Here is a 14,292-nt window from a genome sequence, read left to right as displayed (position 1 = left end):
AGGGCCCGAAAGGCGGGCGGCCCCCCGCATTCGACGCCGAACTGTACAAGCGCCGCAACCTGATCGAACGATGCAACAACCGGATCAAGCAGTGGCGCGGCATCGCGACCCGCTACGACAAGCTCCCCGACCGCTACCAAGGCGGAATCGAGCTGGTCAGTGCACTGATCTGGCTACGGTCTCTGTGCCCGGAATGACCCGGACACAGAGACCGTACATAGAGATTAATAGATGGTCAGATTCACCAACACCGCCTAGGCGGGCGACGGTGACAGCCTCGTCAGCTGTGGCGTCGCGACGCCGGGTCAGGCAGCAAAAGAACTCGGATCGGAACCAGGTCAACACGGCGAACTCTTCCCACGGTCGCGCGGGAACGGAGGACACTGGACACGGCGGTCTCCGGGAGGGTGGACGGTCTTTGTGGTTAGAGCCATCGTGACCCGGAGGTCGCCGCCCTGTCCCGGAAACCGAGAAACTCGCACCCGTCTGACCTGTATGGCAGCCAGTGGCTCAGCAGTGATTATCCTGAGCGCGTCGACTTTTTCGCCGGTAGTATGAACGCAGGCTGTCGCGCGCCTTCGAAGTCCCGGACGAGCCGGGGCATCTTCAGCCCCCAGCTTCATCCCATCGAGTCCCGTGAAGGCGAGGACGTCGGCCGACGTGGAAGCGTAGGTGAATCCATATCAGGTGTTCATCGACGTGCTCGACCACCCCCATACCGGCGCGCGCAGACAGGCGCTGACCGGAGAGATGATTGCCGTATACACGGAAGTGAATCACCTTTTGGCGCGGACCAAGGGGAAGCTCGCGGGCGGCGTGTGGCGCGACTGCGCCGTCGAGCTTGATCGGCGCATGGGTCACTACCGATCCGCATGGCAGCAGTTCTCTACAGGTATCGACGCGATTTTGTCGAGCGGCATTGCGGATACCGTGGCGCAGCGATCGCTGGGGCCAGAGACTGAGCAGGCATTCCAAGAGGCACTCGACGGGCTCTGCGCAGCGCTCGACGTCGTGAGGAGTGAAGCCCGCCGAATCGGCATTGAGAGCTGGAAGTATTAGGGCACGCGTACGCCCTGTCCAAGACGGGCGCGGCTTCGTACCCCAGAAGGTTAAAAAGCAAGCTCAGCCGTCGCCGCCGAGCGCGATTATTTCGGCGACTCGGCGGGCGACGTCGGTCGGAGTCAGGCCGTCGGTGTCGATGACGTGATCGGCCGGGGTTGTCTGAGCGGAGGCGTATCGCTCCTGGTAGTACTCATTGATACCGCGCCGTTCGGGATCGCCCTCGAAGCGGCGCTGCCACGTTTCGCGGCCGGCGTGCAGTTGGATCGAGGTGATGGTCGCGGTCGGCGGTAGGAGTCCGACGACGAGGCGATGCATCTCGGCGGACTGGAACACCCACGTGATCACCAGGATGTCGACGCCGGCTTGCGCTGCGTGGTCTGCCACGGCGCGGATGTTCGCGTGCACCATCGCTTTCGTGCGGTCATCGACGCGCCAGGGCTGGTGCAGCCAGAGGCAGTCGACGTCGACCCACTGGACAAGCTTCGGGCCGCCTTCCGCGAGTTCCAGCAGGCGCCGAGCCGCGCTCGACTTGCCAACACCTGGAGCCCCGCCCACCATCACGACAAGCACCGGCACACATTATGGGCTGCCTGGCACCTGAGGCCAACGATTTCCCACCCGTGGCCCGTGGCCCGTCGCCCGTCGCCCGTGACCGCAGACGCGGCGTCGGCTCCCGTTCGGCCGCGCTCGCGATGATGTTCAAGCTCATTGAATCCGGTGGTCGTAGCTCGCTGCGAGGGCGTGGAACGCTTCCTTGGGTTCCCAGCCGAGTTCGGGGTAGGTGGTGCCTGAGATGCCTGAGGGCAGCTTCTTGACCACGGCGTACGAAGCCACATCGAGATCGGTGAGTGCTTCGCCTGGACGGTGGACGGCTTGTTCGTTGACGAAGGTGAACCAGAAGGCGCTGTCCACGCCTTCGTGCTCGAAGATGCCGAGGAGGTCGTTCAGGTAGCTGACCTGCTCGGTCTCGCTGCGCTGGTATTGCCCGGTCAGGTGCGGTGGTTCGGTCGTGTGGTCCACGATGGCCCACCCCATGCCGCCACGATCCGCGGCTCCGGTGTACGTGCAGCAGCCGAACTCGGTGACCGCGACCGGCTTGCCGTGCTTGAAGTGGCGGCGCAGTTGCTTGGCGAAGGCGCCGGCGTTGTTCGCATCGCGGTAGGCATCCACGCCGACGAAGTCGAAGGGTTTCCAGTCGACCTGCTCCCAGGTGCCCGAGGCGTAGCTGATCTTGCCTCCGAAGCGGGTCCGCGCGTCGGCCGCCGTCTCGGCGAGCAGCGTGCTGAGCTGTTTGCCGATCTTTCCGAGCTTCATCCATACTCTTGGGCCGCCGGTGCTCAGGGCCTTGATGCGTTCGTAGCTCGTGTCGCCGGGGATGAAGCCCTGGCAAAGGAGGGTCAGCTCGCACCCCAGAACCAGGACGACCGGTGCCCCCTCCGCGCGGATCTGCTCGGCGCGGTTCGCGCAGTCGGCGAAGTACGGCAGGAGCTGCTGCCTGTCCAGCTCGCAGGGCGTGGGGGAGAACCAGACCTCCAGGCCTGCCTCGGCGGCGTGGCGGGCCGCGATGCTCAGCCGCTCCGGATCACCGCCGGAGATGCGTACCGCGGTGCAGTGCAGGTCCTCGGCGATGATCCGTAGCTCGCGCCGGGCGGTTTCGGGGTCGAAGCCGGGGCGGGAGTCCTTGCCGCCGGGAAGAAGCCGGTGTCGTAGTTGATGCCCTTGCCGCGCATGGCGCGTCGCTCCCTCGGTTGTGGCGGACGCTCGTGAGATCGGGCTTGCCGGCGGACCTCTTTTTGAGCTGGGCATAATATTAGGACGGACCCATTATATGGGTCAAACCTAGAACTAGGCTCGACCTATCGTTTCCTCTATCCTGGCTGCGTGACACCTGCATCCCGCCCGGCCGGGCCCGGTCTGCGCGAGCGTAAGAAGCAGCAGACGCGCGAGGAGATCGCGGCGGTGGCCACCGGGCTGTTCATCGAGCGCGGCTTCGACAAGGTCACGATCGCGCAGGTGGCCGAGGCCGCCAACGTCGCGAAGATGACCGTGACGAACTACTTCCCGGCCAAGGAGGACCTCGTCTTCGACCGGGCGCAGGAGATGATCGCGGGCCTGACCGACGTCGTCGCGGCCCGCCACGTCGGGGAGTCCGTGCTCGACGCGGCCCGCCGCTTCTACAGCGAAGCGCTCGATCGAGGGGACCCCACACTCGGGCACCGGGGCATTCCCTTCGCCCGCATGGTCCAGTCCAGCCCGGTTCTGGCTGCCCGTGAACGGCAGCTGCACGACCAGCGTGAACTCGCACTCGCCGACGAGTTGATCCGCGACCTGGACGCCGCCGACGACGATCTGGCGCCGCGCATCGCCGCAGCCCAGATCATCGGCGTGGTCCGGGTGCTCTTCTACGAAGCGCGCAGACGCCTCTTGGCCGGCGAGCAGGAGCACGAACTGAGAACGTCGCTCGCGCAGGCCGCGCAATTCGCGTTCGATCGGCTCGGTGCCGAGCTCGGCGAGTACGGGATCCGTCGGCCGTCTGCCGTGTGAGCGCTACGGCGAGGGCGTGGGGGCGAGTACGTTCTGGAATCAGCAGGCTGAAATCGGCTGGGCCTGCGGGCGTTCGCTCGTGCCCGGCACGGTGCGTGCGTGCGCCATGAGGCGGCGCAGGGAAATGAGGTGTAGCGCCACGAGGAGGGGCACGGCGGTCGTCGGAATCAGTGCGAGCGGGAGCAGGGTCAGGTCCTGTGTCGAGGGCGAGACCGGCAGAATCTGGTGCGGGGCGATTCCGCAGAGAACTGCGATCGTCACGGCCACCACGATGTCGAATAGCCCCAGGGCGTTGAACCAGAGCGCGACGCGACGCCCGTCACCACGCTCGAGTCGGCGCGCGACGAACGGTGCCTCGAGGCCGATGGCGATATCGCCGAGCCCCGCGGGCAGCGCGAAGAGGAAAGGCAGGCGGCCCAGTGCGGCCGCGATCAGGAAGGATGCGCCGGCCACGCGCAGCGTGTGTGGCAGGGTCAGGCGGGCGAGCGCGGCAGGGGTGGCCAGAGTCCGGGAGACCGCCGGGATGCGGGTCGCCGTGAGCGCGACGGTCAGCGCCCCGACGAACGCCAGCACGAACCACGGTGCGGCCGCGGGCTTCGGCCGGTAGAGGTCGAGATCGGCGAGGCGGGCGCTGAGCGCGATCCAGCCGATCCACACCGCGCCGCACAGCGCAGCGAGCGTGAACGCCGTACGTGGGGGGCGTTCTGCGGCACGGCCGCCGCGGTAGAGCGCCACGCACGTCGCCAACGGTATTCCGACCGCCGCCAAGAACACCAGCGCCCAGATGTAGACCGGCATTCGCGCCATGACAGGTCCCTTCCATAGTTGCCCGAGTCGGACAGTGAATCTGTTTTCGAACATCCTGTTCGAGTATGATGCGGGGAGGTCGGTGCACGTCAACACACAATCAGCGCTCGATGCGCGGTACCGGACAGAACCCGGTGATTGTCCGTAAACCAGGAGGCCGGGATGGACGAGGGCGATCGCCGGGTGCGGCGTACCCGGCGTGCTCTGCGCGACGCGCTGATCGGGCTCACCCTGGAGAAGGGCTACGCGCACATCACCGTCCAGGAGATCCTCGACCGGGCCGACGTCGTGCGCTCCACCTTCTACGCCCACCACAGGGACAAGGACTCACTGCTGTTCAGCTGCTTCGACGACGTGTTCGCCGAACTGGCCCGGACGCTCGAAGCAGCGGTACCGGGCGCGCCGCTGGGCGATCCGGCCCGCCTGGCGGAGATCCTCTATCAGCACGCCGGCACGAACCGCCGCGTCTACCGGGCACTGTGCGGCAGGCAGGGCGGCCCACACGTCTTCCGCCACCTGCAGCGGCGACTGGGCGACCTGCTTCGCGAGCACCTGCGCCCGTATCTTGCCGCCGCGGACTGTGAACTGCCCGCCGACCTCGTGGCCGACTACTACGCCAACGCCGCCCTCGGCCTGCTGAGCTGGTGGGTGGACCACGACTTCCCGCATGATCCCGCCTGGCTGGCCCAGAGCTGCCGGACCCTGGTGGTACCGGGAGTGCTCACCGCGCTCGGGCAGGCGAGCCCGGCCAGCTGACCGACCCTGCGGCGGAGTGGATGCGGGCGTAGGCGTCGGCGTCGGCGTGGGAGTTGGCGTAGACGAGGGTGAATCAGCCCTGCACACGGCCGAGCACCGCGTCCGCGGCGCGGTCGGCGTCGAGCGCGGTGTTGTTGACGTGGAATGCGAGGCGGAGGCGGCCGGCGCGGATGCTGCCGACGACCCGCGCGCGATCCAGCCGACGGGCTGCGTCGGGGTCGGTTGCCATACTCACGATCGCCGAGTTCCCGGGTGGGAGGCCGACGGACGTGCGGAACCGGTTCGCCAGGCCGAGCGCGTGCGCGTGCAGGGTGGCCGGCCCGATCGCGGTGAGCAGGTCGAGGGCCGGCGCCTGGGCGACCCAGGAGTGCCAGGCCGGCGACGTGTCGAACCGGCGGGCACCGTCGGCCAGCCGCAGCGGGCCGCCGTAGAGGCTGTCCCACCGCTCGGCGCCGGCGTACCAGCCGGCCGTGTGCGGGATGAGCGCGTCGACGAGTTCGGGCTGCACAGTCAGGAAACAGGTCCCGCGCGGCGCAAGCAGCCACTTGTAGCCGCCGCCCATGGTGTAGGCGAAGCGGCTCGCGTCCACGGGCAGCCAGCCGACCGCCTGGGTGGTGTCCAGCAGGATTCTGGTACCCGATCCGGCGCACGCGTCGGTGAGCGCGTCGAGGTCGGCGAGGCGCCCGTCCGAGGACTGCACCGCGGACACGGCCACCAGTGCGGTCCGCGCTGACACCGCGTCGGCCAGGTGCTCCAGCGGTACTTCTCTGACCAGGACGCCACGGCTCGCCTGGGCCAGGAACGGGAAGACGATGCTGGTGAACTCGCCTGCAGCGGTGAGAACCTCGCTTCCGGCGGGCAGGGCCGCCGCGATCAGTCCGGCGAAGATGCTCACCTGGCTGCCCACCGCCACGTCGGAGGGGTCCACGCCGACCAAGCCGGCGTAGGCAGCGCGGGCGGCCTCGACCGGAGCGTCGAACGCGGGTGGGCTGGTGTTTCCAGCGCGCCACTGGTCCAGGACCTGCTGCAACTCTTGGAGGGAGCGGCGCGGGGGCAGCCCCAAAGAGGCCGTGTTCAGATAGACGACTTCGGGGTCGAACTCTGTCTGGGCAAGGGCGAGCGCGGACCATCCTGCGGCATCCGACACGCCTTGCACGGTTGCGTTCTTCGGCATCTGCCCAGCTTGGGCCACCGCTCGACGGTGCGGAAGTACGACCTCGTAGCGAGCGGGCCCAAGCTGTGCTTTGATGCCGAGCATGGCGGGTGAACGGGAATCGCACGACAGCGTGCGTGACCTGCTCGACCCGCGCCGGATGCTGGTCTTCGCCGAAGTCGCGCGCTTCGGATCGTTGGCCGGCGCCGCGCAGGCACTCGGCTGGACGCAGCCGGCCGTCGCCCAGCACGTCAGGCGACTCGAACGCGACACCGGCTGCACGCTGGTCGTGCGCACCTCACGCGGTGTCACCCTCACCGAGGCCGGGCATTCGCTCGCGGCGCACGCCGAGGCCATCACCGCCCGCCTGCGCGCCGCGCGGGCAGACCTGAGTGCGTTGACTGATCTACGCGCTGGACGGGTCCGCCTGTCCGCGTTCCCCTCCGCATGCGCGACCTTCGTCCCCGCCGCCATCGCCTTGTTGTGGGAACGCGCACCCGGCCTGGACGTCCGGCTCACCGAGGCCGAGCCGGATGAGGCGCGCCGTCTCCTGGCCGCCGGAGACGCCGATCTCGCCGTCACCTTCGATTACGACAACGTCCCCGACGCTTCCACGCAAACGGCGCGTATCAAGTTGTTCGATGACACGATGCTGCTGGTCGTGCCCCCCGCGCACCGGCTCGCAGCCCGGTCCGACATCGACCTCGCCGCCGCCACCGACCAACGGTGGATCGCCGGTTGTCCGCGCTGCCGTGCGCACCTGACGGCCGCGGCCGCCGGCTGCGGATTCCTTCCCGACATCCGCCACAGCACCGACGATTACGTCGTCACACAGACCCTCGTCGCCGCCGGGCTCGGCATCGCGCTGCTCCCCGCCCTCGCTCTCGAGGCCGCCCGCGACCCTCGCGTCGAGACGGTCGAGCTCCACCGGCACACCCCTCGGCGCGTCAGCCTCACCAGCCCGCCCGACATTCCGCCGAGTCCCGCCACCAGAGCGCTCACCAGCGCTCTCGTCGAGATCACCGCACCTCGGCGAATGAGGACTCTGCCGGGCTGAGTCAGCCGTGTTCCTCGGTGGACCGGGAGTCGGTCAGGCTGAGCGCACCGGCCGTCGCGATCACGCCGACGACGGCCGCCAGCACGGCATAGGTGATCCGCTCGCCGTGGAAGAAGGAGGCCACCAGCGCGTCGCTCCAGGCGCCCGCCGGAAGGCGCGTCGTGACCAGCGCGGCGATCATGGTGCCCACCACGGCGGTGCCGACGCTGGTGCCGACCTCCTGGGCGGCGTCGTTGAGCGCGGTGCCGATCGAGGTGCGGTTTTCCGGCATCGCGTCGACGAGCGCGATGGCGCAGATCGTCATGACCGTACGCAGTCCGATGGTCATCACGACCATGCAGGCCGCGATGGCGAGGTAGCCGTGCTCCACGCTCCAGGCGAGTCCGGCCAGCGAGCCGGCCAGGCAGGCGGCGCCGACCAGGCAGGCGACGCGGTGGCCGAACCTCTGCGCGAGCCACTCGGACAGCGGGGTCCCGGCGATCATGGTCACGATGATCGGCAGGTTGGCCAGGCCGGCGCGCACCGGGCTCCAGCCGTAGGCGTACTGGAAGTGCAGGATCAGCCCGAACATCACGGCGGCCATCGCGATGGCGGTGCCGATCTGCGCGATGGCGGCGCCGCGGACGGTACCGCGGGAGAACAGGCGCAGATCCAGCATGGGCGCGGCGGCGCGGCGCTCGCGCCACACGAAGGCGATGCCCGCGACCACGGCGCCCAGGACGGACCCGAGGGTGACCGCGGAGAGCCAGCCGTGCTCGACACCGCTGGTCAGCGCGTAGCAGGAGAGACCGATGGCGGCGACGCTCAGCGCGGCGGCCGGCAGATCGAGTTTGTCGTCGGTCAGGTCCCGCGACTGGTCGGCCGGGACGCCGAGACGGACGCCGACGGCCGCGATCAGCGCGATCGGGGCGTTGACGAGCAGGAGCCACTGCCAGCGCACGTGAGCCAGGGCGGTACCGCCCAGAAGCGGGCCGAGGATGAAGCCGGACATGCCGACGACGATCATCACGGTCATCGCGCGCATGCGCAGGGCCTGGTCGTCGAAGAGCCGGAAGACGAGGGAGTTGGTGATCGGCGCCATCGCCGCGGCGGCGATGCCCAGGCCGGCCCGCAGCGTGATGAGCTGGCCCGTGGTCCCGACCGCGACGACGCACAGGCTCAGCAGCCCGAACACGGCGAGGCCGACCAGCAGCACGCGCCGTCGCCCGAAGCGGTCGGCCACCGATCCCGCCGTCAGCAGCAGGCCGCCGAAGGTCAGCGAATAGGCGCCGGTCACCCACTGGAGCGAGGTCGTGCTGCTGCCGAGGTTTCGCCCGATGGTGGGCAGCGCGATCGAGAGGAGGGTGTTGTCGACCATCTCGACGAAGAAGGCCAGGCAGAGCGCGGCCAGCGGGATCCAGGCCGCGCGCAGGGACGGGTAGGCGCCGCGTGGCGCGATGACGGGTGGTGCGGTGACGGCCATCGTGGCTCCCTCTCGGTGTGTCGCCGGTTATCGAACTGCGTTCCATGATAGAACGAGGTTCGATAAAGCTGCAAACGCGTGATTGGATGGATGCCATGACACGCCCGCGTCCCGAAGCGCCCGACCGCCCCGCCCGGGGACGCCGGCGCGCCTCGCACTCGCTCGACGCCGTCCTGAACGCCACTGTGGAACTGCTCGACGAGGCGGGCGAGCCGGCGTTGACCCTCCGTGCCCTCGCCACCCGGCTCGGCACCGGCGTCGGCAGCATCTACTGGTACGTCTCCGGCAAGGACGAGCTCATCGACCGTGCGATCGAGCACGTGCTCGGAGGAGTGCTCAACGAGGTCGAGGGCCAGACGGGCACCGGCGACCCGATCGACGACCTGCGCGTGATGGCCGTGACGCTCTTCGACGCGATCGCGGACCGGCCGTGGCTCGGCGCGCGCTTCATGCGCAACATCGACGTGCAGGGCAACTCGCTGCGCCTCTACGAGAAGCTGGGCCAGGTGGCCCTGCGGCTCGAGCTCACCCCGCTCCAGCGGTTCCACGCCGTCTCGGCGGTCGTGGGCGTCGTGGCCAGCAACGGCGCCGACATGGGACAGGAGCCGCCCCAGGCAGTGGTCGACGGCAGCGTCACTCGCGAAGAGTTCTTCGGCCATCACGCCGCCGCGTGGCGGGCGCTGGACCCCGAGGAGTACCCGTTCGTGCACGACATCGTCGACGAGTTCGAAGGTCACGACGACCGGGAGCAGTTCCTCGCCGCGCTCGAGCTGACCCTCGCGGGGCTCCGCCTCGAAGCAGGGATCTAATCCGCCGGACGGGTCGGTCATCTCTAGCGTGGCGAGGCGACCGGACTGTCGATTGTCGTGACCCGGACGCCGGGCGGGTCAAGGCACTGCGCAAACTCGCGCGCGAAGGCTGCCTGCCGCCGGTACTTCTCTGGTGGATCAGTGGGCTGAACTGCCTCGTGGTTCTCGACGGCAACGAACGCATTGTCGCCGAGCTCGCAGGGACCACGGCGAACCGCGCCGTCCGGGCCGCGACGGCACACCTACGCTGAGCGCAGGCCCCGGCGGCTCAGGCCGATGTCGCGCCGACGGCAGAGCCACGGACCTTCCTTCATCATCTACCGCCTTCATCATCTTCCGGATTTGATCCGAAGCCCGCCGGGTTGTCGGCATAAGTCGCCGAGTGGACCTTGACTTCATCCGGGAGTGGCCAGAATATGTGTGCTGCGCTCCGGTGGTAGATGTCGTTCATGAGGCTGACACACCGGGCGCGTCTGCCCGGATGGGATGGGTGTGTGCGCACTCGTTGTGTCCGTACGGACGGGCGTGCGGCCGCGTGACTCGGCCGCGTGGCCCGTGCGTGCACGGTGCGTCCCTTGCCTTCGATCCTTCGAGGCGCGCCGCGATGCTGCGAACGCCGACCGGAGCCCTCTACCGCGTCGTCGTGATCTTCCTTGGCTTGGTGTGCGACCCCGTCCCTGGAGGTACTGCGTCATGCTCTCGTCACCCACACTTCTCCGCAGGCTGCGCGCGGCCGTGATGCTCGCGGTGGTGCTCGCGCTCGCGCTCGTCGTGCCCGCGGTCGGCCCCGGTGCCTCGCGGGCCGCGGCGGCCGTATCCGCGCCCTGCGACATCTACGCCGCGGGCGGCACGCCGTGCGAGGCGGCCTACAGCACCACCCGCGCCATGTTCGGCGCGTACGACGGTCCCCTGTACCAGGTCCAGCGCGCCTCGGACTCCGGCTACTTGAACGTCGGACTCGCCTCGAGCGGCGGAGTCGTCAACGTGGCGCCGGAGAACTCCTTCTGTTCCGGAACGACCTGCACCATCACCGAGCTCTACGATCAGACCTCGAACGGGAACAACATGCCGATCTCCGCGGGCACCTCCTGCTCCGGGTGCTCCCACGGCATCTCGGGGCCCGGCCCGAACGGCTCGGACATCGGCTCCCCGGCGCTCGCCCTGCCGGTGACCGTCGGCGGCCAGCCCGCCTACGGCGCGGTCTTCAACGCCCAGGGGATCGGATACCGGATCGACGCCGCGAAGAACGTGCCCACCGGCTCCCAGCCCGAGGGCGTGTACATGCTCACCTCCTCCAACCTGACCAGCAACGGCTGCTGCTTCGACTTCGGCTCGGGCGAGGCCGACAACACCGACGACGGCAACGCCACCATGAACGCGATCTACTACGGCACCGACTGCTGGACCCAGAACTGCACCGGCCCGGGCCCCTGGGTCGGCGGCGACCTGGAGAACGGCATGTACTTCAGCGACACCGGCGCCAACTCCAGCTCGATCCAGAGCGAGAGGGGCTCGTTCCTGACCGCGTGGGAGAAGAACAACGGCACCACCAACTTCACCCTCAAGTACGGCAACGGACAGTCCGGCGGGCTGAACACGAGCTACTCCGGCGCCCTGCCGAACGGCTACGACCCGATGAAGGTGCAGCCCTCCATCGAGTTGGGCACGGGCGGGGACAACAGCATCTGGGGTGACGGAGAGTTCTTCGAGGGCGCCGTGACCGCCGGCTATCCCTCGGACGTGACCGAGAACTCCATCCAGGCCAACGTCGTCGCGGCCGGGTATGCGAACAACACCACCTACGTCCCGTCCACCGAGCAGGTGGTGAGCCTCAAGGCCCACGCCGACGGCGACTACGTGGACGCCGCGAACAGCACCACCTCGCTGATCGCGAACGCCACCTCCATCGGCACGGCGGAGACCTTCGACCTGATCACCAACCCGGACGGCACCGTGAGCCTGAGGGCGCACGCCGACGGCGACTACGTCACCGCCGAGAGCGCCGGCGCGTCGCCGCTGATCGCCAACCGCACCGCGATCGGGCCATGGGAGACCTTCGACCTGATCGACAACGCGGACGGCAGTGTGAGCTTCCGGGCCCACGCGAACAGCGACATCGTCACCGCCGACAACGCCGGAGCCAGCCCTCTGATCGCCAACCGCACCGCGATCGGGCCGTGGGAGGAGTTCGACCTCGTCCGCGACACCGTGGCCGTCAGCTTCCGGGCCCACGCGAACAGCGACATCGTCACCGCGGACAACGCCGGAGCCAGCCCTCTGATCGCCAACCGCACCGCGGTCGGACCGTGGGAGACCTTCGACCTGATCGGCAACGCGGACGGCAGTGTGAGCCTGCGTGCCCACGCGAACAACGACTACGTCGACGCGGCGAACAGCAGCACCTCGCTGATCGCGAACGCCACCTCCATCGGCGCGGCCGAGACCTTCGACCTGGTGACGAACGCGGACGGGAGCGTGAGTCTAAGAGCCCTGTCGGACTACGAGTACGTCACCGCCGAGAGCGCCGGAGCCTCGCCGCTGATCGCGAACCGCGGCACGGTCGGGCAGTGGGAGTCCTTCGACCTGATCTACGACTGAACCGTCTACGACTGAACCGACCCGCCGGGACACCGCCGGTTTACGCCGGCGCAGCGCGATCGGCGAGACTGGCGGGGTGAACCCCGCCTGGCTCGACCTCCCCGTCCGCAGCGCCGTCCCGGAACTCCGGCGTGCCCTGGGCCGGTGCGGGACCGCCGTCCTGGCCGCGCCGCCCGGGACCGGGAAGACCACGCTGGTGCCGCTGGCCTTGGCCGGCCTGGTGCCGCAGGCCGATCTCGACGCGGAGGCGGCCAGGCCCCGTCGGGTGCTGGTCGCCGAGCCCCGTCGGCTCGCGGCCCGGGCCGCGGCCCGGCGGATGGCCTGGCTGCTGGGCGAGCCGGTGGGGGAGCGGGTCGGCTTCACGGTGCGCGGCGAGCGCAAGGCCGGGCCGCGCACCGTGGTCGAGGTGGTCACCACCGGCGTGTTGCTGCAACGGCTGCAACGCGACCAGGAACTGGCCGGCGTCGAGACCGTCGTACTGGACGAATGCCATGAACGGCACCTGGACGCCGACACCGCGCTGGCCTTCCTGCTCGATGTCCGGGCCACCCTGCGTCCCGAACTGCAGGTGCTCTGCGCGTCGGCGACCTCCGACACCGACGCGTGGGCCCGGCTGCTCGGCGGGGCGGACCAGGTCCCCGCGCCCGTCGTGGAAGCCCAGGGCATCCAGCACCCGGTGGAGGTGGTCTGGTCGCCGCCGCCCCGGCCGGTGCGTGCGCCGCAAGGGCTGCGCGTTGACCCCGCGCTGCTCGAGCATGTCGCCGCGACCGTGCAGCGCGCACTGCGCGAACGCGAAGGGGACGTGCTGTGCTTCCTGCCCGGCGCGGGTGAGATCGCCCGGGTGGCCGGGATGCTGGCCGGGCTGCGTGACAGCGTGGACGTGCTGCAGTTGCACGGGCGGGCCGAGTCCGCTGTCCAGGAGGCGGCGCTGAGCGGTGCTTCGCGTCGGCGGGTGGTGCTGTCCACCTCCGTCGCCGAGTCCTCGCTGACCGTGCCGGGGGTACGCAGCGTCGTGGACTGCGGCCTGGCCAGGGAACCGCGCACCGACCACTCCCGCGGCCTGGCCACACTGGTCACGGTCCGGGCGTCGCTGGCCACCGGACGCCAGCGCGCCGGACGCGCCGGACGCGAGGCCCCCGGAGCGGTCTACCGCTGTTGGGCGGAGTTCGAGGACGCCAGGGCCAGGGCCATGCCGACCCCCGAGATCATGCAGGCCGACCTCACCTCTTTCGCGCTCCAGGTCGCCTGCTGGGGCGCCCCCGGTGCCCGCGGACTCGCACTGCCCGACCTCCCCCCGGACGGCGCGATGGCCGCCGCCCGAGACGTGCTGACCGCCCTGGGCGCCGTCGACGCAGAGGGCCGCGCCACCAAACGGGGCGTGAGCATCACCCGCACCGGCCTGCACCCCCGGCTCGGCCGGGCCCTGATGGACGGTGCCGCGTTGGTCGGAGCTCGCCAGGCGGCGGAACTGGTGGCGCTGCTGTCCGAGGAGCCGCCGCGCGCACTGGGCGACGACCTGGCAGCCGTCCACCGCGCTGCCGCCGCCGGCCGCGACCCCTATGCCGCTCGCTGGCGCGACGAGGTCCGCCGTCTGCTGGGCCACATCGAGTCCGCCGGCGACCCCCGGTCGACGGTCAGCCAGGCCGCGGCGGGCGGTCTGATCGCCGGGCTCGCCTTCCCCGAACGCATCGCCCGGGCCCGTGCGGGTGCGAGTGCGGCGAAGCCCGAACCGGGCGCGCGCGTCTCCTACTTGATGGCCTCGGGCACCGCCGCCGACACGGCGCCCGGCTCCGCCCTGTCCGGCGCGGAGTGGATCGCCGTCGCGGTCGCCGACCGTCCGGCCGGATCGCCCGCCGCCCGGGTCCAGTTGGCCGCCCTGCTGGACGAGGCCACCGCACAGCGCTGCGCCCCATCCCTGCTCACCGACCGTGAGGAAGTCCGCTGGGCCGTTCCCGCCGGTTCGCGCCGAGGCGAGGTCGCGGCCAGGAGAGTCCAATCCCTGGGCGCGATCGAACTCGCGGCCAAACCCCTCGCCGCCCCGGCC

General features: G+C 69.8%; 12 protein-coding genes and 1 pseudogene. 8 read left to right on the top strand and 5 right to left on the bottom strand.

Annotated features, from left to right (window positions below; translation table 11 throughout):
• Together KDL01_RS31285 and KDL01_RS31280 are read left to right on the top strand one after the other, a co-directional pair.
• A pseudogene (locus tag KDL01_RS31285) lies at positions 1 to 197 on the top strand (IS5/IS1182 family transposase); the annotation flags it as partial.
• Between the two features lie 475 nt (positions 198 to 672).
• The gene (locus KDL01_RS31280; protein WP_212532267.1) at positions 673 to 1,059 is read left to right on the top strand and encodes a hypothetical protein; all 387 of its coding nucleotides are present in this window, start codon (positions 673 to 675) and stop codon (positions 1,057 to 1,059) included.
• A gap of 63 nt (positions 1,060 to 1,122) precedes the next feature.
• Here the strand turns inward: KDL01_RS31280 and KDL01_RS31275 are convergent, their stop codons facing one another.
• Positions 1,123 to 1,632 carry a DEAD/DEAH box helicase family protein gene (locus tag KDL01_RS31275; RefSeq protein WP_212532266.1) on the bottom strand — a complete coding sequence of 170 codons (510 nt, stop codon included), beginning with the start codon at positions 1,630 to 1,632 and terminating at the stop codon, positions 1,123 to 1,125.
• Between the two features lie 135 nt (positions 1,633 to 1,767).
• A complete protein-coding gene (locus KDL01_RS31270) occupies positions 1,768 to 2,868 on the bottom strand; it encodes a glycoside hydrolase family 113 protein (protein ID WP_212532265.1) in 1,101 nt (366 codons plus the stop codon).
• Positions 2,869 to 3,021: 153 nt separating this feature from the next.
• On the opposite strand from KDL01_RS31270, the gene KDL01_RS31265 reads away from it, so the two are divergent.
• A complete protein-coding gene (locus tag KDL01_RS31265) occupies positions 3,022 to 3,606 on the top strand; it encodes a TetR/AcrR family transcriptional regulator (RefSeq protein WP_307846698.1) in 585 nt (194 codons plus the stop codon).
• Between the two features lie 39 nt (positions 3,607 to 3,645).
• On the opposite strand, the gene KDL01_RS31260 is transcribed toward KDL01_RS31265, so the two are convergent.
• Positions 3,646 to 4,404, bottom strand: a complete 759-nt coding sequence (locus tag KDL01_RS31260; protein ID WP_212532263.1) for a DUF8737 domain-containing protein — start codon at positions 4,402 to 4,404, stop codon at positions 3,646 to 3,648.
• A 171-nt stretch (positions 4,405 to 4,575) separates the two neighbouring features.
• On the opposite strand from KDL01_RS31260, the gene KDL01_RS31255 reads away from it, so the two are divergent.
• Positions 4,576 to 5,169 carry a TetR/AcrR family transcriptional regulator gene (locus tag KDL01_RS31255; RefSeq protein WP_212532262.1) on the top strand — a complete coding sequence of 198 codons (594 nt, stop codon included), beginning with the start codon at positions 4,576 to 4,578 and terminating at the stop codon, positions 5,167 to 5,169.
• Positions 5,170 to 5,242: 73 nt separating this feature from the next.
• On the opposite strand, the gene KDL01_RS31250 is transcribed toward KDL01_RS31255, so the two are convergent.
• Positions 5,243 to 6,343 carry an aminotransferase class V-fold PLP-dependent enzyme gene (locus KDL01_RS31250; RefSeq protein ID WP_212532261.1) on the bottom strand — a complete coding sequence of 367 codons (1,101 nt, stop codon included), beginning with the start codon at positions 6,341 to 6,343 and terminating at the stop codon, positions 5,243 to 5,245.
• A 139-nt stretch (positions 6,344 to 6,482) separates the two neighbouring features.
• Between KDL01_RS31250 and KDL01_RS31245 the strand changes: the two genes are divergently transcribed.
• Positions 6,483 to 7,379 (top strand): LysR family transcriptional regulator, encoded by an 897-nt coding sequence (locus KDL01_RS31245; protein ID WP_212532260.1) that lies wholly within the window; start codon positions 6,483 to 6,485, stop codon positions 7,377 to 7,379.
• Position 7,380: 1 nt separating this feature from the next.
• Here KDL01_RS31245 and KDL01_RS31240 read toward each other — a convergent pair whose 3' ends face one another.
• A complete protein-coding gene (locus KDL01_RS31240) occupies positions 7,381 to 8,841 on the bottom strand; it encodes an MFS transporter (protein ID WP_212532259.1) in 1,461 nt (486 codons plus the stop codon).
• Positions 8,842 to 8,936: 95 nt separating this feature from the next.
• Between KDL01_RS31240 and KDL01_RS31235 the strand changes: the two genes are divergently transcribed.
• The 3 genes from KDL01_RS31235 to KDL01_RS31225 form a co-directional block, all read left to right on the top strand.
• A complete protein-coding gene (locus KDL01_RS31235; protein ID WP_212532258.1) occupies positions 8,937 to 9,650 on the top strand; it encodes a TetR/AcrR family transcriptional regulator in 714 nt (237 codons plus the stop codon).
• 693 nt (positions 9,651 to 10,343) lie between these two features.
• Positions 10,344 to 12,248: an arabinofuranosidase catalytic domain-containing protein gene (locus tag KDL01_RS31230; RefSeq protein ID WP_212532257.1), complete on the top strand. Its 1,905-nt coding sequence runs from the start codon at positions 10,344 to 10,346 to the stop codon at positions 12,246 to 12,248.
• A gap of 76 nt (positions 12,249 to 12,324) precedes the next feature.
• Positions 12,325 to 14,292, top strand: a 1,968-nt coding sequence (locus KDL01_RS31225; protein WP_212532256.1) for a helicase-related protein, incomplete at its 3' end; no start/stop codon positions are given.

This window comes from Actinospica durhamensis (assembly GCF_018139695.1).
Taxonomy (GTDB): Bacteria; Actinomycetota; Actinomycetes; order Streptomycetales; family Catenulisporaceae; genus Actinospica; species Actinospica durhamensis.
Note: the sequence above shows the minus strand (reverse complement) of the source record. Positions and strands in the feature narration are given on the sequence as shown.

Coding starts and splice junctions, on each gene's coding strand:
- KDL01_RS31270 (WP_212532265.1), bottom strand. CDS start 2,868: ATGCCCAGCTCAAAAAGAGGTCCGCCGGCAAGCCCGATCTCACGAGCG.
- KDL01_RS31260 (WP_212532263.1), bottom strand. CDS start 4,404: ATGCCGGTCTACATCTGGGCGCTGGTGTTCTTGGCGGCGGTCGGAATA.
- KDL01_RS31255 (WP_212532262.1), top strand. CDS start 4,576: ATGGACGAGGGCGATCGCCGGGTGCGGCGTACCCGGCGTGCTCTGCGC.
- KDL01_RS31250 (WP_212532261.1), bottom strand. CDS start 6,343: ATGCCGAAGAACGCAACCGTGCAAGGCGTGTCGGATGCCGCAGGATGG.
- KDL01_RS31245 (WP_212532260.1), top strand. CDS start 6,483: ATGCTGGTCTTCGCCGAAGTCGCGCGCTTCGGATCGTTGGCCGGCGCC.
- KDL01_RS31240 (WP_212532259.1), bottom strand. CDS start 8,841: ATGGCCGTCACCGCACCACCCGTCATCGCGCCACGCGGCGCCTACCCG.
- KDL01_RS31235 (WP_212532258.1), top strand. CDS start 8,937: ATGACACGCCCGCGTCCCGAAGCGCCCGACCGCCCCGCCCGGGGACGC.
- KDL01_RS31230 (WP_212532257.1), top strand. CDS start 10,344: ATGCTCTCGTCACCCACACTTCTCCGCAGGCTGCGCGCGGCCGTGATG.